General features: G+C 59.0%; 22 protein-coding genes and 1 tRNA gene. 12 read left to right on the top strand and 11 right to left on the bottom strand.

Features of this window, described 5'->3' with window-relative positions:
• Positions 1-52: 52 nt before the first annotated feature.
• Positions 53-2,107: a M3 family metallopeptidase gene (locus tag BLW55_RS11160; protein ID WP_090328874.1), complete on the bottom strand. Its 2,055-nt coding sequence runs from the start codon at positions 2,105-2,107 to the stop codon at positions 53-55.
• A gap of 144 nt (positions 2,108-2,251) precedes the next feature.
• Here BLW55_RS11160 and BLW55_RS11155 point away from each other — a divergent pair, with 144 nt between their 5' ends.
• Together BLW55_RS11155 and BLW55_RS11150 are read left to right on the top strand one after the other, a co-directional pair.
• Positions 2,252-2,731, top strand: coding sequence for a MarR family winged helix-turn-helix transcriptional regulator (locus BLW55_RS11155; protein WP_007010660.1), 480 nt, complete (start codon positions 2,252-2,254; stop codon positions 2,729-2,731).
• On the top strand, positions 2,728-3,990 hold the full coding sequence (locus tag BLW55_RS11150; RefSeq protein ID WP_090328873.1) for a multidrug effflux MFS transporter: 1,263 nt from the start codon (positions 2,728-2,730) through the stop codon (positions 3,988-3,990). The genes BLW55_RS11155 and BLW55_RS11150 overlap by 4 nt, the downstream gene beginning before the upstream one ends.
• 52 nt (positions 3,991-4,042) lie before the next feature.
• On the opposite strand, the gene BLW55_RS11145 is transcribed toward BLW55_RS11150, so the two are convergent.
• The 3 genes from BLW55_RS11145 to BLW55_RS11135 form a co-directional block, all read right to left on the bottom strand.
• The gene (locus tag BLW55_RS11145) at positions 4,043-4,687 is read right to left on the bottom strand and encodes a carbonic anhydrase (RefSeq protein WP_007010659.1); all 645 of its coding nucleotides are present in this window, start codon (positions 4,685-4,687) and stop codon (positions 4,043-4,045) included.
• Between the two features lie 183 nt (positions 4,688-4,870).
• The gene (pdxY, locus tag BLW55_RS11140) at positions 4,871-5,755 is read right to left on the bottom strand and encodes a pyridoxal kinase PdxY (RefSeq protein ID WP_090328872.1); all 885 of its coding nucleotides are present in this window, start codon (positions 5,753-5,755) and stop codon (positions 4,871-4,873) included.
• A 7-nt stretch (positions 5,756-5,762) separates the two neighbouring features.
• Entirely contained in the window at positions 5,763-6,014 is a 252-nt protein-coding gene (locus BLW55_RS11135; protein WP_090328871.1) for a hypothetical protein, read from the bottom strand.
• A gap of 124 nt (positions 6,015-6,138) precedes the next feature.
• On the opposite strand from BLW55_RS11135, the gene BLW55_RS11130 reads away from it, so the two are divergent.
• From BLW55_RS11130 to ppa, 5 genes are all read left to right on the top strand, one after another.
• Positions 6,139-6,777, top strand: coding sequence for a LemA family protein (locus tag BLW55_RS11130; protein ID WP_007010656.1), 639 nt, complete (start codon positions 6,139-6,141; stop codon positions 6,775-6,777).
• Between the two features lie 13 nt (positions 6,778-6,790).
• The gene (locus tag BLW55_RS11125) at positions 6,791-7,633 is read left to right on the top strand and encodes a TPM domain-containing protein (protein ID WP_090328870.1); all 843 of its coding nucleotides are present in this window, start codon (positions 6,791-6,793) and stop codon (positions 7,631-7,633) included.
• Positions 7,634-7,646: 13 nt separating this feature from the next.
• Positions 7,647-8,279: a TPM domain-containing protein gene (locus BLW55_RS11120; protein WP_244509056.1), complete on the top strand. Its 633-nt coding sequence runs from the start codon at positions 7,647-7,649 to the stop codon at positions 8,277-8,279.
• Between the two features lie 88 nt (positions 8,280-8,367).
• Positions 8,368-8,874 carry a GNAT family N-acetyltransferase gene (locus BLW55_RS11115; RefSeq protein ID WP_090328868.1) on the top strand — a complete coding sequence of 169 codons (507 nt, stop codon included), beginning with the start codon at positions 8,368-8,370 and terminating at the stop codon, positions 8,872-8,874.
• 219 nt (positions 8,875-9,093) lie between these two features.
• Positions 9,094-9,627 carry an inorganic diphosphatase gene (ppa, locus tag BLW55_RS11110; RefSeq protein ID WP_007010652.1) on the top strand — a complete coding sequence of 178 codons (534 nt, stop codon included), beginning with the start codon at positions 9,094-9,096 and terminating at the stop codon, positions 9,625-9,627.
• Positions 9,628-9,745: 118 nt separating this feature from the next.
• Here the strand turns inward: ppa and BLW55_RS11105 are convergent, their stop codons facing one another.
• The 3 genes from BLW55_RS11105 to BLW55_RS11095 are packed head-to-tail and all read right to left on the bottom strand — an operon-like array spanning position 9,746 to position 11,024.
• A complete protein-coding gene (locus tag BLW55_RS11105) occupies positions 9,746-10,348 on the bottom strand; it encodes a hypothetical protein (protein ID WP_090328867.1) in 603 nt (200 codons plus the stop codon).
• Between the two features lie 55 nt (positions 10,349-10,403).
• Positions 10,404-10,721: a DUF167 family protein gene (locus tag BLW55_RS11100; RefSeq protein ID WP_025030914.1), complete on the bottom strand. Its 318-nt coding sequence runs from the start codon at positions 10,719-10,721 to the stop codon at positions 10,404-10,406.
• 12 nt (positions 10,722-10,733) lie between these two features.
• Positions 10,734-11,024: a YggT family protein gene (locus BLW55_RS11095; protein ID WP_007010649.1), complete on the bottom strand. Its 291-nt coding sequence runs from the start codon at positions 11,022-11,024 to the stop codon at positions 10,734-10,736.
• Positions 11,025-11,285: 261 nt separating this feature from the next.
• Here BLW55_RS11095 and BLW55_RS11090 point away from each other — a divergent pair.
• Positions 11,286-11,361, top strand: a tRNA-Ala gene (locus BLW55_RS11090).
• Between the two features lie 326 nt (positions 11,362-11,687).
• On the opposite strand, the gene BLW55_RS11085 is transcribed toward BLW55_RS11090, so the two are convergent.
• The 3 genes from BLW55_RS11085 to BLW55_RS11075 are packed head-to-tail and all read right to left on the bottom strand — an operon-like array spanning position 11,688 to position 14,214.
• Positions 11,688-13,457: a recombinase family protein gene (locus BLW55_RS11085; RefSeq protein WP_244509055.1), complete on the bottom strand. Its 1,770-nt coding sequence runs from the start codon at positions 13,455-13,457 to the stop codon at positions 11,688-11,690.
• A complete protein-coding gene (locus tag BLW55_RS11080) occupies positions 13,454-13,987 on the bottom strand; it encodes a DUF2924 domain-containing protein (protein ID WP_143038431.1) in 534 nt (177 codons plus the stop codon). The genes BLW55_RS11085 and BLW55_RS11080 overlap by 4 nt, the downstream gene beginning before the upstream one ends.
• On the bottom strand, positions 13,987-14,214 hold the full coding sequence (locus BLW55_RS11075) for a DUF3489 domain-containing protein (RefSeq protein WP_090328865.1): 228 nt from the start codon (positions 14,212-14,214) through the stop codon (positions 13,987-13,989). Before BLW55_RS11075 ends, BLW55_RS11080 begins: the two co-directional genes overlap by 1 nt.
• A 971-nt stretch (positions 14,215-15,185) precedes the next feature.
• Between BLW55_RS11075 and BLW55_RS11065 the strand changes: the two genes are divergently transcribed.
• The 3 genes from BLW55_RS11065 to BLW55_RS11055 are packed head-to-tail and all read left to right on the top strand — an operon-like array spanning position 15,186 to position 18,699.
• On the top strand, positions 15,186-16,334 hold the full coding sequence (locus BLW55_RS11065; RefSeq protein WP_244509054.1) for an ABC-three component system protein: 1,149 nt from the start codon (positions 15,186-15,188) through the stop codon (positions 16,332-16,334).
• Positions 16,322-16,825 carry an ABC-three component system middle component 2 gene (locus tag BLW55_RS11060; protein ID WP_090328862.1) on the top strand — a complete coding sequence of 168 codons (504 nt, stop codon included), beginning with the start codon at positions 16,322-16,324 and terminating at the stop codon, positions 16,823-16,825. The genes BLW55_RS11065 and BLW55_RS11060 overlap by 13 nt, the downstream gene beginning before the upstream one ends.
• Positions 16,822-18,699 (top strand): AAA family ATPase, encoded by a 1,878-nt coding sequence (locus BLW55_RS11055; RefSeq protein ID WP_090328861.1) that lies wholly within the window; start codon positions 16,822-16,824, stop codon positions 18,697-18,699. Before BLW55_RS11060 ends, BLW55_RS11055 begins: the two co-directional genes overlap by 4 nt.
• A 3-nt stretch (positions 18,700-18,702) precedes the next feature.
• Here BLW55_RS11055 and BLW55_RS20645 read toward each other — a convergent pair whose 3' ends face one another.
• Positions 18,703-20,895 carry a nuclease-related domain-containing protein gene (locus tag BLW55_RS20645; protein WP_210184100.1) on the bottom strand — a complete coding sequence of 731 codons (2,193 nt, stop codon included), beginning with the start codon at positions 20,893-20,895 and terminating at the stop codon, positions 18,703-18,705.
• A 2,132-nt stretch (positions 20,896-23,027) separates the two neighbouring features.
• On the opposite strand from BLW55_RS20645, the gene BLW55_RS11040 reads away from it, so the two are divergent.
• On the top strand, positions 23,028-23,939 hold the full coding sequence (locus BLW55_RS11040; protein ID WP_090328860.1) for a polysaccharide deacetylase family protein: 912 nt from the start codon (positions 23,028-23,030) through the stop codon (positions 23,937-23,939).
• Positions 23,940-23,983: the final 44 nt, after the last annotated feature.

The following is a 23,983-nucleotide window of genomic DNA, read 5'->3' as shown; positions in this document are numbered from 1 at the left end:
GTTGCAGTGAGTTATCGCTCACATGACACATCCGTGACTGTCAAAAGCCCTTTCAGGCGAGTCCCTTCTTCTCCATCATGGCTTCCGGGGTGGGCATGCGGCCCCGGAAGGCCTTGTAGAGGTCTTCGGGATCTGCGGAACCGCCCGCAGAATAGATGTGCCGGCGCAGCTTTTCCGCCGTCTCGGGATCGAAGGGATCGCCTTTCTCCTCGAAGGCACGGAACGCATCGGCATCGAGGACTTCCGACCACATGTATGAATAGTAGCCGGCTGAATATCCATCGCCGGCGAACACATGCAGGAAGTGCGGCGTGCGGTGGCGCATGGCAATGGCCCTGGGCATTTCGAGCTTCTCAAGCGTTTCCGCCTCGAAGCGCAGCGGGTCTTCCGGTGCTTCCACCTGGCTGTGAAAGGCCATGTCGACCAGTGCGGATGCGGTGAACTCCACTGTGGCGAAGCCGGCGTCGAACGTGCGGGCGGCGCGCATTTTCTCCACCAGTTCCTGCGGCATGGGTTCGCCGGTCTCGTGGTGCAGCGCAAACTTCTGCAGCACCTCAGGCACCGTGAACCAGTGCTCGAAGAGCTGCGAGGGCAGTTCCACGAAGTCGCGCGAGACCGAGGTGCCGGAGATGGATGGCCAGGTCACATCGCTCAGCAGGCCGTGCAGTGCGTGTCCGAATTCATGGAACAGCGTGCGCGCCTCGTCCACGGAGAGCAGGGCGGGATGCCCTTTCGGCGGTTTGGCGAAGTTCATCACATTATAAATGATAGGGGATTTGCCTTCCCCCAGACGATAGCCGGATTGAAGCGCGCTCATCCATGCGCCGGAGCGCTTCGACGGGCGATTGAAATAATCGGCCATGAAAAGGCCCCGCGTGGAGCCATCGGCGTTGCGGGCGATGAATGTGCGCACGTCCTCGTGCCATGCGGGCACCGCTTTCAGTTCCTCGAAGGTAAGTCCGAAGAGCCGGTGCGCCACATCGAACGAAGCAGCGATGACATTCTCCAGAGCGAGATAGGGTTTGAGAGCGCTCTCATCGAAAGCAAAGCGCTCGGCGCGCCGTTTTTCGGCATAGTAGCGCCAGTCCCAGGGGGCGATGGCGTGGTTCTGCCCTTCCCGCGCGGCGAGGCGGGCCAGTTCCTTCTCGTCCTCGGCGGCCTTCTCGCGCGCTTTCTGCCAGACCGGTTGCAACAGGTTCTGCACGGCTTCGGGCGTTTTGGCCATCGTGTCGTCGAGTTTCAGCGCGGCATAGGAGTCGTAGCCGAGCAGTTTCGCTTTTTCGGAGCGCAGCTTCAGTGTGCTGGCGATCACGTCGGAATTGTCGGTCTTTCCGCCATTCTCGCCACGCTTCGTAAACGCGCTGAATACTTTTTCGCGCAGGTCGCGCCGTTCTGACGAGGCGAGGAATGGCTCGGCGATGGAGCGCGACAGCGTCGCCGCAAACCGCCCCTCCTCACCGCGCGTTTCAGCAGCTTCGGCCATGGCGCTCTTCAGGGCATCGGAAAGCCCGGCCAGGTCGCTTTCGTCCAGAAACAGCGCCCAGCCGCTCTCGTCGGCAAGCACATTCTGGCCGAACTGCGCGCCAAGCCCGGCCAGTTCCTCATTGATCGTGGCAAGCCGCGCCTTGTCATCCGGATCGAGCTGCGCGCCGCCGCGGACGAAACGCTTCCAGGTTTTTTCCAGAACGCGGCTTGCTTCCGCATCGAGACCCAGCGCCTCACGATCCTGATAAAGCCGGTCGATGCGGGCGAAGAGCGCATCGTTCATGAAGATCGCGGAAACGTGCCGTGCCATACGCGGTGAAATCTCCCGCTCCAGCGTCTGGATCGTCTCATTGGTATGTGCGCCGGCCCGGCACCAGAAAACCGCGGAGACCTTCGACAGAGCGTCTCCGGCAAGCTCCAGTGCGGCCAGCGTGTTGTCGATGTCGGGTGCTTCGGCGTTGCCGGCAATCCTGGCGATCTCGGCTTTGTGCGCGCTCAAGGCAGCCTCGAACACAGGTGCGAATGCTGCGTCGTCGAACGCGGTGAAATCCGGCAGGCCATGCGTGCCGGTCCAGTTCGTCAGCGGGTGCGTTGCGAGATCGATTGGGGCGGATTTCTGCATGAGGGTTCCAGAATGTTGGAAGGGTGGGCTCCCTGCGATGTAGGCGTTGGTTGTCAGGCGCGCAATGGCTGGAGTTGACGATGATCGGTCATGACTATATGTAGTGCTTATATTAAGCTTACCTTATAATAAGGGGCAACTGTTGTGACGCATTCCGTCAATCCTGATTCCTTCGGTTTTCTGGTCGCCGACATCCATCGCCTGATCCGTGGCACGATGGACCGCGCGATCGCGGATGCCGGTCTTGGTGTAACGCCTGGTGAGGCAAGAACCCTGGTGCATGCGGCGCGCGCTGGAGCCGTCCGGCAAAATGTCCTGGCCGAACGCATGGGCGTGGAGGCCATGACGCTCAGCGGTTATCTGGACCGGCTCGAAGCGCGGGCACTTATCCGCCGTGCAAACGATCCGAAGGACCGTCGCGCCAAGCTGGTCGAGCTCACCGATGGGGCTGACGACGTTCTCGAGGCGATTGGCCGGGTGGCTGCGGAGATGCGGAAGAAGGCTGCGGGCTCGCTCAGCCACGCAGAATGGGAAAGCCTGCTCGATCAGCTGAAACTTGTTCGCGCCAATCTTGCCGGGTTCTCGCAAAAACCTGCCGACGCCCGTGCGGAGGCGCGTTTATGAACCTGCGTGCGGACACACCGGATGATGTTGCCGCGCCGCCGCTCATGAGCGAGCGGCGTGTCAGCATCATCGGGGCAATGCTGGTGGCGCTCGGGCCGGTCTCGATGGCGCTGTTCACGCCTGCCATGCCGCAGATCGTGGAGGCGTTCGGCACCACGGAAGCAGCGGTCAAGATGACCATATCGCTTTATTTTGCCGGCTTTGCATTTGCCCAGCTTTTCTGCGGACCCCTGTCGGACGGGCTGGGGCGCAAGCCCGTCACCTTCGCGTTTATCGGCATTTATGTCGTGGCGAGCTTCATCGCGCTGATGTCGCCCAACATCGAGACATTGATCGCGGCGCGTTTCATGCAGGGCTTTGGGGCTGCGGTTGGCGTCGCGGTGTCGCGCGCGGTGGTGCGCGACCTTTTCACCCAGGAAAGCTCCGCCCGCATCATGAACCTGATCGGCATCATTCTGGCGATCGGTCCGGCCTTCGCCCCCACTCTTGGCGGCCTCACAATGCAGCTTGCCGGCTGGCATGCAATCTTCGTTCTCATGCTTGGGGCGGGTGCCGTGATTGCGCTGGTCATACATTTCTGCATGCGCGAGACGGTTGCGCGCGACCTGTCACGCATCAGCCCGAGTGCGTTGATCCAGTCATATGGCCTTTTGCTCGGCAATGCCTATTTCATGCTTTCCAGCCTGGTTATCGCCGGTGCGGTGGGGGCGCTCTACACACAGGCGACAGTGCTGCCCTTCATTCTCATGAGCCGCGTCGGGTTGACGCCGGCCGAGTTCGGGATCGGCATGCTGGCGCAGTCGGGCATGTATTTCACAGGCGCGGTTGCGGCGCGTTTCCTGATGAAGTCACTTGGAGCCTACAGGCTGGTGCCCATCGGCCTTGTTGCCATCGGCGCGGGCAGCCTGCTCCTGATTTTCTCCCTCACTTTGTTCGATCCGAGCTTTATCGGGGTGATGGGCCCCGTGGGGGTCTATGCCTTCGGCATTGCCTTTGTGATGCCGGCAATGATGACAGCCGGCCTCGCGCCGTTTCCACGCATCGCGGGTTCGGCATCGTCGCTCACCGGTTTTCTGCAGATGGGAACCGGGCTTGCCGGTGGCAGCATCGCGGCGCTAATTGGCGATCCGGTGCTGGCAATGGTGCTCATCATTCCGACGCTTGGAACCGTCGCGATCATTTCATGGCTGATCTGGAACAGATTGCCTGAACCGGCATTGGCGACAGCCCTGCGACCGAGCCCTCCGGGGCCGGTTTAGGGTATCCGCAGTCAGGCAGAAACACCCGGTGTCCGCATGAACGGGTGGTCCGTCAGGTGAGTTCTGGCCGTTCGAAATCGCCGGTCTGGGGGTTCATCACCCATAGCTCGCCGCTGGATATATCGAACCATGCGCCGTGCAGGGAGAGCTTGCCCTTGTCCTCCAGTATCTTCACACAGGGGAAGCTGCGCAGGTTCTGCACCTGGTAACGGATCGAAATACGTTCCAGCGCTGTCTGGCGCTCTGCCGGTGTCATCAGTTCATTGCCGGAGAGTGCTTCGGCCGCCGGCGCGACGAGGCCCATCCACTTGCCGATGAAGTCACCCGGCGAAAGCGGCTCTGCCGAGGGGTTTAGTGCCGCACCAATGCCGCCGCAGCGACCGTGCCCCATCACCACGATATGCTTTACCTTGAGGCTCTGCACCGCAAACTCAAGCGCTGCCGAGGTGCCGTGATGCTGGCCGTCCGGCGCATAGGGCGGCACAAGATTGGCCACATTGCGCACGACGAACAGTTCGCCCGGGCCGCAATCAAAGATCGTTTCGGGCGCCGCCCGGGAATCGCAGCAGGCGATGACCATGGTTTGCGGAGACTGGCCATCCTTGGCCAGCTTGCGATAGCGGTCGCTCTCGGAGCTGTAACGGCCGGCCATGAAATTTCGGTAGCCGGTGATAAGGCGTTCTGGAAGATGGGTCATGGGCTTTCGAATAACGGCAAAACGCGTGGCGGGCAATCCGGTTTAACGTTGAACCACGCACAGCATCAATACAATGGCAGTCGCGCACCGCTCTCCGATGCCCGGAGCTATACCCTCTGTGTTACGTCACCGCATCCATATGGATCTCGGAAGTTTTCGCCTGCCCCGGAAGAGCCCGCATATTCAGGATGATGCGGAAACAGGCTCTGCGACGTGTTCGATATTGACCAACATCTGAGGGCGTGTGAGAATCTGTCGGTCGGTTTCCAGCATGAGTTCGTCCGAACCGCGTTCCGTGGCCCTGTTGAGGATGGTCACCACGGAGCCCGTCGTCTTCGCAAGCGCTTCTTCTCGTGTCTCGCCGGCAAGCAGCCGTGCAAGGTAGAGCGCTGCCGTGAGGTCGCCGGTTCCATTGGGGGCTTTTGGAATGCTGTCATGTGCGGCGCGCAGGACAGCCGTCTCATTGACCAGCAGGTTTGCCAGCCGGTCGGGGCTGCTTGCCGGGGCCGATGTCACCATGACGTCGGCAGGGGGCGCCTTTCGCGCAGCGCGGATCGCTGTCTCCGTGCCGTCGATCTCTACGCCTGTAAGCCAGGCGAGCTCATATCGGTTGGGAGTGGCGATGTCGGCCAGCGGCAACAGCCGGTCGCGGATTGCTGCCGCCGTTGCCTCCGGCACATAGAGCCCGCCCCGGTCGCCAAGCACCGGGTCGCAGATATAGCGGGCCTTGGGATTGCGGGCTTTCAGGGCTTCCACAAGGCCTGCAATCGCTTGTGCCTGTTCCGGGTTTCCCAGATAGCCGGTCAGAACGGCGGAGACCTCGCCGAGCCATGGCGCATTCTCCAGATCGTTCATAAACCGTGCGAACTGGTCGGGTTCCGGCACGATGCGCGTTGCGGGGCCGTGCCCTGGGTGCCACGGCAGGATGACGGTCGGCACCGCCCAGACCGGAAAGCCAAGTGCCTCCAGCGTGAAAACGGCTGCGCGGTTTCCCACGCTGCCGCGCGCGACATGGCTTGAAATGACGATTACGGCGCGTGTTTCGCGCCGGTTTTCTTCTGTGGTCATGCTGCCCTTATCCGCCGATGATGCCGAAAACGTAGAGGAGGAGCCAGAGGATCAGCGCGGTCAGAGTTGTCACGGCGATGGCCCTGCCGATCCGTGTGCCCCAGAGTTCGATCGGATCGTTCTGCTCCGCATCCCTGGCCGCGATGTGATCGCGCGCGCGGGTCATCATGGAACTGCCTTCGCTTTCGCGGCTGACCCGGTCGAGGATGCGGCGCGACTCCGCTTCCGCCCGTTCCTCCCGTTTCTGTGCTGACCCCATACGAAAACCTGCTGCAGTGAGTGAGGGTCGACCGTACAGCATGGACGCACTGATCGGAATTGGTTTCCTATCAGTGGACCATGTTCTAATGTCCGGAGAACCAATTTTCTGGAGGTGCTCCTTCATGTCGTTTGCCAATTCGCTCGCCGCCGTTCCTGCACGCGGCCTTTTCCCCCTGCTTGCGCTCTGCCTGATGCTGCCGTTGCTATCGGCCTGTGGTTTCAACACGATTCCGACCCGTGAGGAGCAGGCCAAGGCGGCATGGAGCGAGGTGCTGAACCAGTATCAGCGCCGCGCCGACCTCATTCCCAATCTGGTGGAGACGGTAAAGGGCTTTGCTGCGCAGGAGCGCGAGGTGCTGGAAGGCGTCGTCGAGGCGCGGGCGAAAGCGACGCAGGTCCAGATCTCGCCGGACATGCTTACCGATCCTGAAGCCTTCAAGGCGTTTCAGGAGAGCCAGGCCGGCCTCTCCGGCGCGCTGTCGCGTCTTCTGGCCGTGGTCGAAAACTACCCCGACCTGAAATCCAGTCAGAATTTTCTCGCTCTTCAGGCGCAGCTTGAAGGCACCGAAAACCGCATCGCGGTCGCAAGGCGCGACTATATCGAGGCGGTCCGCCTCTACAACACATCACTGAAGACACTGCCTTCCATGCTGTGGGCCATGTTCTGGTTCACCGGCAACGAGCCCTACGAGACCTTCACGATCCCGGAAGACAAGATGGATGTGCCGTCGGTCAATTTTGGCACTGGCAGCGGCGGCTGACGGAGACGGATCCATGGGGCAGGCTTTTCCGCGCGCCTCGAATGCGCGTGGCATTCGGGGCATCCGGCTGGCGTTTTTGACCGGGCTCATCGCGCTGGCGATGGCATCTGCGCTCGTCGCAGCGGAACTGCCGCGACTGACGGGCCGGGTGGTCGACAACGCGGAGATCATCGACTCGGCCACCGAGGCCTCGCTCACCGAGCGGCTTGAGGCTTTCGAACGGAAGGCCTCCGACCAGATCGTCGTCGCTACGATTCGCAGCCTTGAAGGCGAGGCGCTGGAACCGTTTGCCAACCGCCTGTTTCGCGCATGGGGGCTGGGGCAGGCGGGCGAGGACAATGGTGTCCTGCTCCTCGTCGCGCTCGATGATCGCAAGATGCGCATCGAGGTGGGCTATGGGCTCGAAGGCACACTGACCGACCTGCATTCGAAGCTCATCATCGAAAACACCATGGTTCCCGCCTTCCGCGCCGGCGATTTTTCCGCCGGCATCAGCGATGCGGTCGATGACATCGTCATGGTTCTGGAAGGCAATGCCGCCGAGCTTGAAGCGCGCGCCAGGCGCAGCCAGCAGGATGACGACGGTCTCCCCTGGCCGGTCATTCTCTTCTTCATCGTCTGGGGCACGTTCTTCTTCGGTGGGTTTGCCATGGCGTTCCTGCCACCCATCTTCGGTCGCAAGATCGGTCCGAAGCGCTACAAATGGCTCGGCATGACGGTGGATTACAACAAGTCGAGCAGCGGTTCGTCCGGCGGGCGTTCATCGGGGGGCTGGTCGTCCGGCGGTGGCGGCGGTGGCGGCTTTTCCGGCGGTGGCGGTTCGTCCGGTGGCGGCGGCGCTTCGGGGAGCTGGTAGAATGAGGCGGCACATGAAAAGGCTTTCAGGCGCGGAGCACGCGCGCATCGCCCGGGCAATCAGTGACGCCGAGGAAAAGACATCGGGCGAGATCTACTGCGTGCTTGCGCGGACGAGCGACCCCTATCTCTATCCGGCCTGCCTGATCGTCGCTCTTGCGATCCTCATTCTGGGGCCGTTCCTGGCGCTTGCGCTCAGACACTGGTGGATTTCGATCGATCCGGTGGTTTTCGCTGCGGCCCAGCTTGCCGCCTTCGCTGCCGCAGCCGCTTTGGTTGTTGCCTTTGAGGGGCTGCGTGTGGCCCTGGTTCCCAAAGCGCTGAAATACCGGCGGGCGCACAACAATGCGCAGAACCAGTTCTTCGCGCACAACATCCATGTGACGGAAGGCCGGACGGGCGTTCTGATCTTTGTTTCGCTGGCGGAACGATATGTGGAAATTGTGGCCGATCACGAGATCGACGCCTGTGTCGAACAGAGTGTCTGGAACGAAGGTGTTGCGCTGATGCTGGACCATGCGCGGCGTGGCACGCTGACCGATGGCTTCGCCGAAACGGTCACTTATGCGGGCGAGGTGCTTTCCAGGCATTTTCCTGCCGGACGGCGTAATTCCAATGAAATCGAAGACCGTTTGACGGAAATCTGAGCGCTTTTCGGCCATTTGTGTGTGACCGCAAAGATGAGCGCTCTAATGCTTGCGCATGTCGACCCGACGCAGCTATGGTTAAGAAACTATGAACACGCTGACGATCGACATCAGACGAGCAGAGCCGAACGACGCCGAGGCTGTCGCCGAGGTTCATGACAGTGCGTGGCGCAGCGCCTATACCGGCATCATCCCCTATCAGGCGCTCGGACGCATGATAGGCCGTCGTGGTCCGCGCTGGTGGGCGAATGCGATTCGCCGGTCTGCCACTGTTCTGGTGATCGAGATCGGCGGCGAGATTGCCGGCTATGCAACACTTGGGCGCAACCGCGCCCGCGAACTCAGCCAGGAAGGCGAGATCTACGAGCTTTATCTGCGGCCCGAATACCAGGGTATCGGTCTGGGCCGGCGTCTCTTCCAGGCGGCACGCGACATGCTGGAGGCTCATGGTCTGAAGGGACTGGTGGTCTGGGCGCTGGAAGACAACGAGACGGCTCTGGCGTTCTATTCGGGCACAGGCGGGCGCGACATCGCCGAAGGCGTCGAGGTGTTCGAGCACCGGGCGCTGCGCAAGCTCGCCTTTGTCTGGGACTAAGACGTCTGAGACCAGATCCGGCACCCAGTTCCGCCCCATCTGTGCATTGGCGCGCAGTGTCAAATTTTCGCACTGCACCATTCGCTGCATTGCCATGCGGCCTTTGACGCGATAAAGCGGCAGCCATCAATTTCCGGGCTGCTCCGTCTGGCTGACCGTATCGGTCGCCATGCCGGTCTCCTGCAGCCATAAACTGCCAGAACAAAGGTTGCTTTCCCCATGCGCATAGACGCCATCTCCACCGGTGACAATCCGCCGGAAGACGTGAACGTCATCATCGAAGTTCCGGTCGGCGGCCAGCCGATCAAATATGAGATGGACAAGAATTCCGGCACGCTGGTCGTCGACCGGTTTCTCTACACGCCGATGACCTATCCAGGCAATTACGGCTTCGTGCCGCACACGCTTTCGGATGATGGCGATCCGATCGACGTTCTGGTCTGCAACACGCGGCAGCTCATTCCAGGCTGCGTCATCAATGTGCGGCCGATCGGCGTCCTCATCATGGAAGACAATTCCGGACAGGACGAGAAGATCATCGCCGTGCCGTCACCCCACCTGACGCGCCGCTACGAGAACGTGACGAACTACACGGACCTGCCGGAAATCACGCTTCAGCAGATCCAGCACTTCTTCGAGCACTACAAGGATCTGGAACCCGGCAAATGGGTCAAGATCGGTGACTGGATGGACGCAGCGGCAGCCCGCAAGCTGATCGTTGAGGCCGTCGAGCGGGCCAAGGCCAGCAAATAAGGAGACGGGGCGGCGCCTGGATCGCCGTGCGTCCATCCGGACGCACAAAGGACGATCTAGACTATTGATGGGGTATCGGAACAATCCGAAGATCGGATTCCACTTTTCGGTCCGATGCTCAGCCGCCTCCAGTGGTCTCGGGTAGCGGAACATCGCCGGCATCGATAACCGGCTGGTCCGCTCCGCAAGCGAAATCGAAAGCCTGCCCATCGGCGATGCGGCGGGCTTTTTCATTGGCGTTTTCGTTGCCGGTGGCCACGACATAGCCGACCACACAGCCCTCCCGCCCGAAGACCTGCCCGACCTTTTCCACCACCAGCACTTCGATCTTGTCACCCAGACTTTCGCCATCGTCGACGAACCAGCGATGGATCGTTGCGAAGGGCCACTGGCGATCGCCAGCGCTCATGACGCGCCATTCGATGGTCGATCCGGTCGAATTGAAGCCGGCAAAGCTCTCCCATTCCGGCGCCAGATCACCATCCGGCGGGAAGCCGTAGAAGATCGATTCTCGCGCATCACCATAGTAGATGAGCACGGGATAGCCGCGCCAACCCGCACAGACGAAATTGATCCAGTCGCCGGGCTCATCACCTGCAGGAGCGGCAAAGGCCGCGCAGTTCTCCTGCGTGTTGACCTCGGTATAGGCGCTTTCGATTTCTGCGGCCTGGGCCGCGCCGGCAAGGGCGCCTACCAGAAGTCCCGCTATTGCCAGTCGCATGGGCTATGCTCCTTCTCACAGGTGAGGCGAGCATAGCCGCATTTCATGGCGACGCCTATTGCTCTGCGGCGATTGCCCTGAGCCGGATGAGAAGCTCCTCGCGGTTGCCCTTTAACTCCACGGTCTTGAGGCGGGAGGTCGCTCCACCAGCCACTGAAATGGCGCTTGAGGGCACGCCGATCTGCTTTGCGAGCAGTTTTTCCAGTGCGGTATTGGCCTTCCCGTTCTCGGGAACGGCGCGCACGCGTGCCTTCAGGTGACAGCGGCCATCCGCGCTCTCCGCCATGCCTTCAATGGCGTCGCGCGCGGACCTGGGTGTCAGGCGCACAAAAAGCGCCAGCCCGTTATCGGCCAACCGACAGAAAGCTGGCAGGTCCGTCACGGATCAGAGAAGCGCCGGGGCGATGGTGGTCAGGATGAACTGCCGGATGAAGAACAGCGCCAGTAGCAGGATGATCGGCGAAATGTCGATACCGCCAAGATCGGGCAGAAGGTTTCGGATCGGCCGCAATGCGGGCTCCGTAACGCGGAAGAGAAAATTGCCGATCGAACCGACGAACTGGTTGCGCGGGTTGACCACGTTGAATGCGTAGAGCCAGGAAAAGACGGCCGAAGCGATGATCAGCCACCAATAGATGTCGAGCGCCATGATGATGGTCTGGATAAGCGCGAGCATGCCGGTCTCCTGGGCCGTGTTAAGCGCGGCAGCCGGAAGTGGGAACGTTGCCCCTGCCTGCTCCCGCATGCCGTGAATTTTGCGACATGTAGCCATTGCCGAAGGATGCGGCAAGTCTGGCGCGGTTATTTGCCTGCCGGAAACACGAGAATGGGGCCATTTGTGTGTCATTTGACGATGAATGACGGGCATCTCCCAGTTGAAAACTGGATTCTTGACAGCCCAGGCGCCGCGGACCTAAATGCGGGTCACCGGCGAAACGGGGCTGTAGCTCAGATGGGAGAGCGCGTCGTTCGCAATGACGAGGTCAGGGGTTCGATTCCCCTCAGCTCCACCAACCACCCGCCGGTTAAACTCAGCCCACAAGTCTCGATCCGAATACCGGCGTGTTTTCCGTAGCTTGGCCAATACTTGCGCATCATCCTCTGCATTAGAGACCCGCTGATTTGGTGTATTTGGTCGATATGTGACCCGCCGTCTCTGTTGGGGGATTGGCGTGCCCACATGTTTGGCAACCTGATGGTGGCGCCATCGCCCAGATGCGCTTGGAATATTGAGATATCGTGGTGCGAACCCAGGGTGGGCGGCCTGTGATGCAGGAGCACTCAAATGGGGGACAGCAAAAAAGGCGACGTGGAGAGCGTCACTGGCGAGTGGCCGATGTTACAAAAGGGATGCTTCTTGCTCAGACCAGATCGGGGAAAGATCGGTGCGGGCAAGTTGACGCGCATTCAACGATAGAGGCTGACGACCGGTGAGGATGGCTTCGAGCGCTGCTGGGCTCAAGAACGCAAGCGGCAGAATGCGGCCGACATCAGCCCGGTCCATCCCGAACCCTTCTGCAATGCGGCTTGTGTTTATGGCCAATGCACCGGTTAGCCGGCTGAGAAAGACATGCGCCCGGGCGACGAGATCCACCAATGTTTGATCCGGTTCCGGTTGAGTATAGGGAGAGCTGATCACGATGCGTAGGCCATTGGCCCTGCGGCGGAGTGTGATCGGTACCTCGATGGAAACCGGTTCATCCTCAGACCTTGGATCGTCATGAGCTTCCGCCGTTTCAATCAACCGGTGTACAATTCTCGAACTATTGACCTCGAACCGGATTGCCGAGGTTGAAAGGGAGATCGATCGGAACATTAGGTTCAACACCTCGCGCCGACGATCGGTGTCACCCCATTCTTCCATTGATTGGGCAAGTTCGCGCGCCCGCTGCAATCCGAGCTGGGTCCGATTGGTCGATCCGCATTGTTCAACCCAGCCCGCGATCAGGCTTTCATTCCTCAAGAACGCCGCAGCCTGATTGCAGATCACTTTCTCGATCTCATGCGCGGAAATACGCCAGCCATCAGGAGCGGCATCCGGTGTTCGCCTGATGCGGCGCGAGACATAGTATCGGTAGCGTTTTCCGTGCGCCTTACCATGGGTCGGCGCCATGCGATCGCCGGTATCGTCGAACAGGATGCCCGTCAGCAGATGAGCGTTTCCACAGGTGGCCCGGCCCTTTGTACGGTGTGTTCCATCTGCAAGCTGCTTCTGCACCGCCAGGAAGAGCTCTTCATCAATGATGGGCTCATGCTCGCCGTCATAGACCTCTCCCTTGTGGCGTGCCTTGCCAATGTAAACTGGGTTGGCGAGAAGGCCGTAGAGGACGCCTGAGGAGATGCCGTTTGAAGCATAGCGTTCGAGCCGGGAAGACTGGCCGCATGTGATCACCGCTGCAACCTCCTGGCTGATTTGTCGGGCGAGCCTGGGCACGGACTGCAGCTCCAGATATCTGCGAAAGAGGTTTCTGACGAAACGCGCCTCAGGCTCCTTGATCACGAGCCTGCGATCCTGAACCTGATAGCCGAGTGGCACGGTGCCTCCCATCCACATGCCCTTCTTCCTCGATGCCGCAATCTTGTCGCGGATGCGCTCGGCGGTGACCTCGCGCTCGAACTGCGCGAAGGAGAGCAGAACATTGAGAGTAAGCCGTCCCATGGAGGTGGTGGTGTTGAACTGCTGGGTGACGGAAACGAAAGACGTTTCGTTGTCGTCGAACACTTCCACCATCTTTGCGAAGTCCGCGAGCGACCGGGTGAGGCGATCGATCTTATAGACCACAATCACATCAATCTTGTTGTGACGGATATCGTGAAGCAGCCGCTGCAAAGCGGGGCGGTCCATCGTGCCGCCCGACAGGCCACCATCGTCATAGCGCTCCGGTACCAGCTTCCAACCAAGACTGGTCTGTGAGGCGACGAAGGAGGCACAGGCTTCTCGCTGAGCGTCGAGCGAATTGAACTCCTGATCAAGCCCTTCGTCCGTTGATTTACGGGTGTAGATCGCGCAGCGAAGGCGCCGCTGCGCAGAACGAGCTCCATTTTTGCTCATGCCCTGCGGCTGTGGCGACAGGTCGACAGAAGTCGACGCCGGTTGAACACGCCTCATAACCCGAAGAACCTCGGCCCGGACCAGTGGGTGCCTGTGATCTTGCCGGCTATCGCTGTAAGGGAGCGATAGACCCTGGCTTCGAAGACATAGCCGCCTTCGATCACATCAACGGTATGGGTCTGGCCATTCCATTCCCGGATTAGCCGCGCTCCGGGAGCAAGTGTTCGTCGTTGAGGTTGAGGTCGCGCATCTTGCGCTGAACAGTCGCCAGCCACCCCTGCCGCTCCGATCTCGACGCTCCGCTCCTCATCAGCCGCCGCAGTACTTCTTCCTTGGTGACGGGAAAGCAATGACTGCTCGACCCTTCTTACAGCGGCTCTCAACAGGCGGCGCGTCTCGACCGGAACACCGCCAAAGTGTTTGGATTGCGTGTGCCAGAGGATCGCCCTTTTCAAAAGGTCCTGGCGAACGCCTTTCGGAGGCAGGGAGCCATAGATCTTGCGCCAGCGATCAACAAGCTCGTCGCGCGTAAGCTCGTTCAGTGCTTCGGCTTCGGCGGCTATATCGAATGTTGCTCGCATGGCCATCAACTTGCTCCACCTGCGTCCTCATCAAGGATCCGGTATCGCCGTTGGCCGTCTCGCCCAACCTCGCTGACGAGATTGAGGTCAAGCTTCTTCCGCACCACAGCGGACAGGAAACCGCGTACCGAGTGCGATTGCCAATCGGTGGCCTCCATCATCTGGGTGACAGTTGCCCCTCGCGTCATGCGCAGCTTCTTCAGAATGACATTGGCTTTCGTGGATTTTTGCATCGTGCTTCTCTCCAATAGCGTTGAGCCCGTGCAAGCGGCTGCTTGCACGGGCTCAAGCCCGCAATCGAGCGGGCGATGAGGCTTTGGAGATGTGAGGGCCGTTTGTCGGCCGGATTACGTCATGACCAATGCTTCGCTTGCAGGAGAAGTCCAGTGGCAATGTAAGCTTCTGGCGAAAGCAGGCGGAAGAAAAATGCATGACGGTAGATATGGCAAGTGAACTAAGGTGAACGGTCCGACTAGCGTTCGCATTATTGGCTACGCAGGACGCCACATGCATCGTGCCATTCTTTGGTGACACGCTCGAAGGAATCGCCGGCCAAACGCGCCAGGGCTTCCAAGGCTACGGGTTCAGTGGCGTCAGCCGTCTCAGACAGGCTTCGAAGCAGCGATACGCTTCCCTCTAACAAGCGCAGCTCTGGCTCCATCCGATCTAGACGATCGAGGACCGTTCGTCGTTCCATCTGAAGTTTCGTGCCACTCGATCCTTTTCCCATACCGTGCTCCTTCATCAGTCACGGCACACACGCTTCCTTTGCCGTGGAAGTCCAGTGCAATTGTCTTTGTGGAGAAAGATGGTTGCGGCTGCTGTGGGGCCGTAAGGAGGCAGTCGTTCTGCGTGCTCCGGTTGGACATTGCCGACATTCGTCGACCCTGGATGCACTGGCGATTCCGGTCCAAAGCTGCCGATTGGCGGACAACAAATGTATGGCCGCTTTGCGCCCCATTTCGGTCATTCAGTTTATCCCAGCTCGACCCCAATACCTGCCGTAAACCTCCTGCTAGATGCTAGGGCCAGACGATTGATTGCGGATACGTTGACGTTGGTTCGTTCGTGAACGTTAGGGACGCATGCTGTAAGCACCAGCTTCATAACAGCCGCTTAGGCGCGCTGCACAATACTTGCGGACCTTCGCTTACCTAATCAAAGCATTATTGACAGCAGTTGCGCATTAACAGCTTATGTTTCAATGGTTGCCGATTCAGAGGATTTAACTGCTGATCAAGATACCGTCGCGCCTTCGAACGGCGGCGCGGCATTGGGCTTTTCCGAGGTATCGCCCCCGGCGCCTAGCACCACAATGCTTTCGCCGGCGCAAGTACAAAGCGGGCCGCCCATAGAGCCGTTGGTGCGGATCGTGACATACGATCCAGGCCAGTGGGAGACCTTTATCGACGAATGGGTTTCATCCCTCAAGACAAAATACCATAAGGTTCTGCGGTACACCGGTGCGAATGACCGGGGTATCGATGTCGCCGGCTTTGCTGACAAAAACTATCTCAAGGGGGGCTGGGACAATTACCAGTGCAAGCATTATCGCGATGCCATCACGCCCGGTACGGCGTGGCCCGAAATCGGAAAAATGCTTTGGTACTCCTTCTGCGGCGAGTTCGTCCCGCCGCGGGCCTACTACTTCGTCGCCCCGCGCGGCACGGGAACAACCCTCACGCAATTTCTCACCAACGCGCCAGCGCTCAAGGCAGCCCTGATCGACGCTTGGCCAAAAGCCGTGGCCGACAAAATCACCTCGACGCAAGCGATAAAGCTTGAGGGAAAGTTTGCCGCATATGTCGATGCGTTTGATTTTTCCATCTTCCAGCCAATGTCCCCGCGCGAGGTGATCGAGCAGCATCGCGCTACACCTTACTTCATCCCGCGCTTTGGCGGCGGCCTTCCGCCGCGCCCGCTCGTCGGTGCGCCGCCTACTGACTTAGGCGAACATGAGAGTGGATATGTTTCCCGCCTGCTCGAAGCGTACGCAGACCATACCAAAGCGAATGTTCCGGACCTGGCGGCGCTGAAGGCGTGGAAGCCTCTCGAAGATCATTTCAAGCGGCAGCGCGAGTGCTTCTACCATGCGGAGGCCTTGCGTGTTTTTGTTCGTGACAAAGTCGAGCCGGGCACCTTCGAAGGGTTGCAGGACGAAATCTTCCATGGTGTAGCGGACACCGCCGATGAAAATCATCCTGACGGATTCACGCGCGTAAAGGCTGTTACACAGGCAGCGCAAGACACTCCGCTCGACGCGCATCCTCTGGGTGCAAGTGCTTTGGTGAAGGACAAGCGCGGCATCTGCCATCAGCTTGCGAACGAAGACCGGCTCAAATGGACGAAGTAGCCCGTGATCAATTCTCACTGACGTTCAACGGTCCCCTTGAGGCCGGCGTTCGCGCTGTTGCCGTCTTGGGTTCGGCATTCCCGCGCGCTTACGATATTCAGCGACTCACAGCCTTCGATTATCTTCTTGTGCGCACCCACCAATTGGGCGGGCCTGACGATTTGCATCCCGTCACTCCGATCCAAACTCCGGCGACCGAGGTCCGGCGGCGTGTCGTGCAAGATGCGCTGCATCTCATGATGACGCGCGACCTGGTCGTTCGCATCATCGACGAGAACGGCATCTCTTATCGAGCTGGTGAAAGCGCGGCGATGTTCTTGGATTCCTTGCGCACGCCATATCTCGCAGCCCTCAAAGACCGCGCCGACTGGCTTGTCTATCATCTGGCAGATTACACAGACGCCGCATTGGATGACTTGATGCGGAGGTTCTTCGACACCTGGGTCGTTGAGTTTCAGACCGTAGAGCGCAGCCTCGGGGCGCGCGCATGACGAAAGGCCTCCGGTTACGATATCTCAGCTTTCACGGTCCATCGCGCAAATTCGCGACAATCGCTTTTGGGCCTGGCCTCAACGTGATCCATGGCGCGTCGAACACCGGAAAATCCTTCATTGTCGATGCGATAGACTTCATGCTCGGCGGCAAAGGTCCGCTGCGTGATATCCCGGAGCGCGTCGGATACGACCAAATTCTCCTTGCGATGGAGACACTCGAAGGCAGCCAATTCACGCTCATGCGGAGTACAGAAGGCGGCGCTTTTCGTCTGTTTGATGGGCTTCACTCCGATAAGCTGCCGGAAGGTGATGGGACGCCGCTCGCCGATACCCATAGCGATCGCAATGAGGAAAACCTTTCGGCCAACCTCCTGGCTAGAATAGACCTCGCCCATAAGAGAGTAAGACGCAACAAGCATGGCGATACCAATAGCCTCAGCTTCCGCAATTTGGCTCGCCTCGTGATCATCAACGAGGAGGAGATAATCCAGCAGCGATCGCCACTCTCCGATGGAAACTATACCGCCGACACAACCAACACGTCCGTCTTCAAATTGCTGCTCACCGGTGTCGACGATTCCGCTCTTGCGACCGCTCAGCCACGGAGCCCGGAAGAGCAGAGCCGGAACGCCCAACTCGACCTGCTAGACCAGTTGATTGAACACCATCGTCGTCAGGTAAAGGAACTCGCCGGCCCGCCAGATGAGCTTGAGGCGCAACGAGAGCGTCTCGCAGATTCTATGCGCTCCCAAGGGGAACTGCTCGCAGTCTCGGAGACCGAATTCAAGAACGCTGCAGCGCGGCGAAGAGATATCGCACGCCGCCTTGAAGAGGGGCGCGACCGTCTTACCGAAATCACAGCCCTCTTGGAGCGCTTTACGCTTCTCGACGCCCATTATCGATCCGATACCGACCGGCTGCGGGGCATTGAAGAAGCCGGAAGTCTTTTCGGCGCACTCGGCGCGGACATCTGTCCCTTCTGCGGTTCGGCACCTGAGCATCATCGCAAAGCCGAATGCGATTTCGATGTCGACAAGGCCGTGGGTGCGGCACAATCCGAGATACGCAAGATTGAAGTGCGCCAGAGCGAGTTGAAACAGACCATCGCGACGCTACGTAAAGAGGCTTCGAGCTTCGAGCGTCGGCTTCCATCGCTAGAGGATCAGCTCGCGAGCGTTTCTGGCGAAATCGACCGCGTCGTCGCACCCAATCTGCGCCAACTCAGGACGGCATACAGGCAGCTTGCCGATAAAGACGGCGAGGTGCGTGAAGCTCTCGCGATATATCGCGGCCTTTCCGACCTTGAACAGCGCAAGGCGGCGCTGGAGCGCGAGGCTGATGCAACCGGCGACGGCAGCAACAGCCCTGGTGATGTCGACCTCGCGAGCACCACTGCCGACAAATTCTCCGGCATCGTCCTCTCTACCTTGAAGGCGTGGCATTTCCCGGACATAGACCGCGTGCACTTCGAGGCGAAAACGCGCGATCTCGTTATCAACGGAAAAAACCGGACCTCTTTCGGCAAAGGTCTTCGCGCGATCACGCAGGCGGCGTTCACGGTCAGCCTCCTACAGTATTGCCGCCAATTCGAAACGCCGCATCCAGGCTTTATCGTGCTCGATTCTCCCCTGTTGTCCTACAGGGAGCCTGAAGGCGATGGCGACGATCTCAGCGGCACTGATCTAAATGCGCATTTCTTCGAGTTTTTGTCGAAACTTCCGGACGACCGGCAGGTTCTCGTGGTGGAAAACACCGATCCCCCCGGCGACATTCAGGCTTCAGCCCAGACGGTCAAATTCACGAAGATCGAAGGCGTCGGACGTTACGGGTATTTTCCAAACGCGACAGCCCCTGAGGTCGGCAACCCATAGGCACTACCTCTTTCGCGCCTTCCCAACGGTCACAATCTCGCGCCGCGACTTGAAGAGCCGTTGAACCTCTTCCGATGCCTTCGCTTCGGTTTCGCTTTCCTTCCACGGCGAGGCAAGTATCAAGAGCCCATCGATTGGGCCGTCAGTCTCGAGCGCATCCACGATCGCATACCATCGATCGCTCTTGGTGTCGTATTTGTGTTTCGCCGCTATGGCCTCAGCAGCGTTGGCGGAAGCCGGATCGAACCTGGAAACCACGGCATAAGTGAGCCCACCTGTGCCAGTTGGTATCGAAAACGCCTTGATGGCTTTGCCGGTCAGTGCGATTTCGGATCGCAAAGCCTTTATGTTCGATGAGATATCTTCCAACGCCGCGCTTGAAAAATCATAGAGATCAATCACCACAGAAGCGATGCGCGGGTCTGCGTTCTTCAGCTCAGCAAGCAGTTCGGACACGACCGGCATTTTCATGCGTTCGAGCACGCCAACGGGCCGCGTGGCGTCGATGCCGATATCTGCCGCGATCATGAAGTCGTCGACGACGCTTGCAAAATCCCGCTCCAGCAACATCCAATCCGCTTCCGGATCAAGGGCGAGCTTTGTCTGGATGTGATAGCCGAGGAAATTATACTCACTGTCCGACCAGATTTTGTCGAATATGTCGGACCGACTCTTTAGATAGAAAATCATCTCGATTGGTGTCGGCAGGATGCGCGCGACGCAATCGAGAACGCCGATATCCCAAATGACAGGGGCGATATTGTCACCTCGCTCCAGCAACCGGCCCGATAGAAAAGTCGTTCCAGGGAAAGGATCGCTGAGCACCACCAAAGGGAAAAAACGTGGCAGAGACTGAAACGACAATTTCTCTCCAGCGCCGGTAATACACATGGCGCCCGCTTGGATGTGCTCGATGCAGCTTAGCGCCTGACGGTAGGGATCTTGGATGGCACCGTCGAAATCCTTCTTGAGAGCGTTGGTGTCACCAGCCCGTGCCTTGAGCGTCACCCGCTTCGATTTCGCTTGGCAGACAATGACGAAATCGCCGTAGACGACGAGCACATCAATTTCGCCAAGAGTCGTGCGACCGTCGCTTGTCACGATGACGTTCTCGTGGACATTCTCCGATCCGAACACGCCACGCATGATTTTCGCGGCGGACCTTTCCAAAAACTCGCCGCGATGCTTAGCAACCTCGTTGGCATAGGCTTTGTCCGCCATCATCCAATAGAACGGGCTCTCATATAAAGCCTCGACAAGCCGGTATTGGCTTGGCACGAACAGGCAGCTCCCCAGATCAATGAGCGGTGCAATCGCCACCGCGTTGATGCCGAACGGATCGGAAAAATCCTTGTTTGCGCCGATTACCGGAGTGGCGAATTTGGCGATGAACGCCTCCGCTTTGGCCGCCCCGAATTTTTTGGACAGCTCCTTCTTGTCGATCAGGAGGCTGTTGGTGAGTTCGCTCTCACTGAACTCTTTGCCTTCCATTCGCATCTGGCCGACGGCCGTCATCTGGGCATTGATCCGATCGACAATAAAGTCGGTGATCTCCAGCATGGGCCTGATTGACAGACCCGCATTCTTCAACAACCAAAGGGCATCGTTTCGATATCGCTCCCTGGTGAACCCATGGAACTGATGGAGATAAAAGCTCTCTGCGCCATAGTAGATTGCTTCTCGTCCAACGAGCCCAATCGACTCCGGACGGTCGATAAGAGCGCCGGTTTCAGGATCCAAGCTGGGGGCTATGTCCACCAATACCCGGTCATGAAACTCACCCAGCAACTTGTCGGCCGTTTCCGCGAAGCTGCGATCGCCCTGCGCCTCGGTATAGGTCCGCACGCTGTCAGACTGAACCATCAGCCCAGTCAGAAGCATCAGCTCGTTCTTGTTAAGCTTTGAGGTCGACCACCGGACTTCCGGCTCATCGACTATTTTCCCCTCCACAACATCGATTGTGATAGCCCAGTCCCGATAAATGATCGCAGAAAGTTGGTGGAGCGCGCCTGGGGATTGGGCGAGTTCTCTTAAGTCTTTGAAGATCGCATCTGCAGCGCGCGGTTCAAACCGCTCTTGCGGCGGCTCTTCTTCGTCAATCGGTGCTTGAGTTTCGGACATATGAATAGCGTATGGAAATAATCTTCGGCTGACAATTGCAGCGAGGACGGCCGCATTCCACGCGACAACAGCCAAAAGCTGCCCGTCCGTTCACGGCCCCTTTTCAGCCGTTCGGTTCCAGAGCAACGAAAGTCCGCTCCCCGCCCTGTTCGGTCATTCGCTTGCCCCTCAACGAAAGGCATCTCTACGGACTGAACTTAGAACCCTCAAACGACCGTCTTGGGGGCGCATAGTTGACGCTCGTCAAAGCTTCGGCGTGCGTCGACTTCCGTTCAGGCGGAACTCTTATTGCCCTCGTAATCGAGCATCCATGGCGTACCGTATCGGTCGGTAAACATGACGAAGCGCTCGGCCCAGAACGTCTCGTTAGGCGCCATCTCGACACTCTCGGAATCCGTTCCAAAGCGTCGTGAATTCGGTCGAACTCCTCACGCGAGGTCGGCGCGTTCGAGACCCGGAAGCCCTGCGGCTTGTTGTACATCTCATCGGGAACGTCAGACGCCATGACCATGGCGCTACCCAAAGTCATTGCCATGTTCATCACCAGATCGTCACTCCCGGGCATGCGGCTTTCCGGGTCCCGTGCGTCCCCGTTCAGAAAGACGCCGCCGATCTCGCCGCCGAGGACCTCGGCGTAATGGGTCATCGCCTCGAGGCAATTACCCCTGAAGAAGAGATAGATTGTCGGTTCCATCGAATGGTTCCCCTTTCGTCTGCCCAGATCAGTAGCTTATAATTTCGGTGATCGTCGTGGCCTTCACACTAGTGAATTCGACAACGTGACAAAAGCGACGCGTGCGACCCCCGGCAAGAACCGAAACACCGTTCGCAGCGCCCGCCTTTCCATGCGATATTGTGTGGTTCACGGTAATCGACAACGCGGGGTGGATCTCGTCCAAGGCCCTGCGAAATGACACTGCTCACTCCAGTTTGCGGTCATCGGCTCGGTGCCAGACGGTGCCGTTGTCGGTGCTGGTTTCAGGCAGGTTTCCGGCCTCGATGGCGGCAGCAATATCCTGCACGATCCGGTTCATTGGCGAGTTCCTGCAATCCCGGCTACCATTGATTTTCATCTGCCGTCCTCCCGGAAAAACCGGTTCCGCTGTGACCTGACAGATTGATCTGACATTGATAACGTTTTCGATCGTTTATACTGCGTCAACCGCGTTGACGAAGGATTGCTGTACTTTGAACGCGCGCCAGTTGCAGCCATGATGGTTGTGGTTGCGAGAGACGTTCGTCTGTCCACGACGAATTCCTCCTACCGGTTCATGCCCAGGCTTCGCTTGTAAGACGTCTGGTAGGTGCGTCATCCGACAGTGTAATCGAGCATCGCCGTTTGTAGGCTGTGCTTAATCATGTCGCGGTAAGGACAACCCCGCGATGGTCGCTCAGTTCGCCATTCCCGGCACTAGTCCAGGCGGGATGTTCGGATGTACCGCCAACAAGGCAATCTATGTTTGCGTGCTGACGTCCAAACACTCAGACTTCTTTCTGACCGAGAATCTTCGCGCGCAGATCGTGGATGGAGGACTGTGGCACAATTTCCTGACCCACCCTCTGGAGCATTTCACGCCAAAACGGCGCCTTGTGCCAGCATCTTGGAGGCGCGCCGCTTGTATTTCGGCCGGCACCGCGCTGCCTCGGATACTTACTCTTCGTAGTACTTGCTTCGTTCTCACCGCTGCGGTGTAGGCTAGAGCCGTTTGCCACTGGATCACCGTTCGTAGGCAGATCATCGTGCCCTGGATGTGGATCTTCTCTTCCGCCGAATACTGTTTGCGAGTGGCTCGGCGGATGTCCTTGATGACCTTTTCCGCCGGCTCCTTCTGTGTCCGGATTTCCGTCTCATCTTATGGAATGGACGCCCCTTGCACCTAAGCCGATAGTTTTCGGCAATCCCATCAAGGCCAGAAGCAAAAGAAACGCTTCGATAAAGGCCGGATAGATTCACGCATCCGATGCCGTTGATACTATCGTGAAAAACACCTTGCGCAGGGGGCGTCCATAGATCGCTCCTTGAAGGGCTACGATGAGTCAGAAATCCTCCTCTATCCGTTAAGCCGTAATTGTCTCATTGGCGCTGAACCCAGACAATAGTCGAAAGCTTTTTGTTATATAATCAGGCGCACAAGTAATTAGACATTTTGCCAATCCACCTGTTTCTTGGAAAGGATTTCCCATTCCAGTTGAACGAACCAGATGTAATGAAGCCAAGAAGAGATTTTGTCGGCTACGGTGAAGATTGGCCAGACCCTAGATGGCCCGATGGAGCGCGGCTGGCGGTCCAGTTTGTCCTCAACTACGAAGAGGGCGCCGAGTACTCGGCGTATGACGGACACAAGCGCAACGAGGTTGGGCTGGCCGATGCCGCTGGCGGACGTGTACCCGGCGGCGAACGCGATATGGCATTCGAAAGCATGTATGAATTCGGCAGTCGCGTCGGTGTCTGGCGGCTCTTTCGCCTGTTCGCCGAACGCCGGCTTCCGTTGACGATCTTCGCCTGCGCGGTGGCACTTGAACGCAATCCTGGTGTGGTCGAGGCAATGCAGCGGCATGGCTTCGATCTCTGCTGCCATGGTCTTCGCTGGGAGGAGCATTTTCGTCTGACCCGTGAGGAAGAGCGGCAGCACATCGCCGAAGCCGTCCGCCTGATCGAGTGCCTGACCGGCAAGCGCCCGCTCGGTTGGTACTGCCGTTATGGCCCAAGCGCACACACGCGGGCGCTGCTCGTGGAGCATGGCGGCTTCGTCTATGACAGCGATAGCTACAATGACGAGCTTCCCTACTGGACGACGGTCGACGGCCGTCAGCATCTCGTCCTGCCCTACAGCATGGACACCAACGACACCAAGCTGGCGCCCGGCGGCGGGTTGGGCACTAGCGATGACTTCTTCACCTATCTGAAGGACAGTTTCGACTTTCTCCTGGCCGAAGGGGCAACAACGCCACGAATGCTGTCCGTCGGCCTGCACGCGCGTGTTGCCGGTCGGCCTGGCAAGGCCGCCGGTTTGGCGCGCTTCCTCGACTATGTTCAGTCGCACAGCGACGTCTGGGTCGCCAGCCGCATCGACATCGCCCGTCATTGGCAAGAACATCACCCGCCGGTGACCAGCTAGCTTTTGCTAGTCCAGTCGCCAGGTACAGCGTGCCCGGTGACATG

It is taken from the genome of Nitratireductor aquibiodomus (genome assembly GCF_900105565.1).
GTDB classification, from domain to species: Bacteria; Pseudomonadota; Alphaproteobacteria; order Rhizobiales; family Rhizobiaceae; genus Nitratireductor; species Nitratireductor aquibiodomus.
Note: the sequence above shows the minus strand (reverse complement) of the source record. Positions and strands in the feature narration are given on the sequence as shown.

What these genes read in the sequence shown, in the direction of transcription:
- BLW55_RS11105 (WP_090328867.1), bottom strand. Translation starts at nt 10,348, where the DNA reads ATGCGACTGGCAATAGCGGGACTTCTGGTAGGCGCCCTTGCCGGCGCG.
- BLW55_RS11115 (WP_090328868.1), top strand. Translation starts at nt 8,368, where the DNA reads ATGAACACGCTGACGATCGACATCAGACGAGCAGAGCCGAACGACGCC.
- BLW55_RS11150 (WP_090328873.1), top strand. Translation starts at nt 2,728, where the DNA reads ATGAACCTGCGTGCGGACACACCGGATGATGTTGCCGCGCCGCCGCTC.
- BLW55_RS11130 (WP_007010656.1), top strand. Translation starts at nt 6,139, where the DNA reads ATGTCGTTTGCCAATTCGCTCGCCGCCGTTCCTGCACGCGGCCTTTTC.
- pdxY (WP_090328872.1), bottom strand. Translation starts at nt 5,755, where the DNA reads ATGACCACAGAAGAAAACCGGCGCGAAACACGCGCCGTAATCGTCATT.
- BLW55_RS11080 (WP_143038431.1), bottom strand. Translation starts at nt 13,987, where the DNA reads ATGGCCATGCGAGCAACATTCGATATAGCCGCCGAAGCCGAAGCACTG.
- BLW55_RS11075 (WP_090328865.1), bottom strand. Translation starts at nt 14,214, where the DNA reads ATGCAAAAATCCACGAAAGCCAATGTCATTCTGAAGAAGCTGCGCATG.
- BLW55_RS11055 (WP_090328861.1), top strand. Translation starts at nt 16,822, where the DNA reads ATGACGAAAGGCCTCCGGTTACGATATCTCAGCTTTCACGGTCCATCG.
- BLW55_RS11160 (WP_090328874.1), bottom strand. Translation starts at nt 2,107, where the DNA reads ATGCAGAAATCCGCCCCAATCGATCTCGCAACGCACCCGCTGACGAAC.
- BLW55_RS11060 (WP_090328862.1), top strand. Translation starts at nt 16,322, where the DNA reads ATGGACGAAGTAGCCCGTGATCAATTCTCACTGACGTTCAACGGTCCC.
- BLW55_RS11085 (WP_244509055.1), bottom strand. Translation starts at nt 13,457, where the DNA reads ATGAGGCGTGTTCAACCGGCGTCGACTTCTGTCGACCTGTCGCCACAG.
- BLW55_RS11040 (WP_090328860.1), top strand. Translation starts at nt 23,028, where the DNA reads ATGAAGCCAAGAAGAGATTTTGTCGGCTACGGTGAAGATTGGCCAGAC.
- ppa (WP_007010652.1), top strand. Translation starts at nt 9,094, where the DNA reads ATGCGCATAGACGCCATCTCCACCGGTGACAATCCGCCGGAAGACGTG.
- BLW55_RS11125 (WP_090328870.1), top strand. Translation starts at nt 6,791, where the DNA reads ATGGGGCAGGCTTTTCCGCGCGCCTCGAATGCGCGTGGCATTCGGGGC.
- BLW55_RS11065 (WP_244509054.1), top strand. Translation starts at nt 15,186, where the DNA reads ATGGTTGCCGATTCAGAGGATTTAACTGCTGATCAAGATACCGTCGCG.
- BLW55_RS11120 (WP_244509056.1), top strand. Translation starts at nt 7,647, where the DNA reads ATGAAAAGGCTTTCAGGCGCGGAGCACGCGCGCATCGCCCGGGCAATC.
- BLW55_RS11095 (WP_007010649.1), bottom strand. Translation starts at nt 11,024, where the DNA reads ATGCTCGCGCTTATCCAGACCATCATCATGGCGCTCGACATCTATTGG.
- BLW55_RS11145 (WP_007010659.1), bottom strand. Translation starts at nt 4,687, where the DNA reads ATGACCCATCTTCCAGAACGCCTTATCACCGGCTACCGAAATTTCATG.
- BLW55_RS11135 (WP_090328871.1), bottom strand. Translation starts at nt 6,014, where the DNA reads ATGGGGTCAGCACAGAAACGGGAGGAACGGGCGGAAGCGGAGTCGCGC.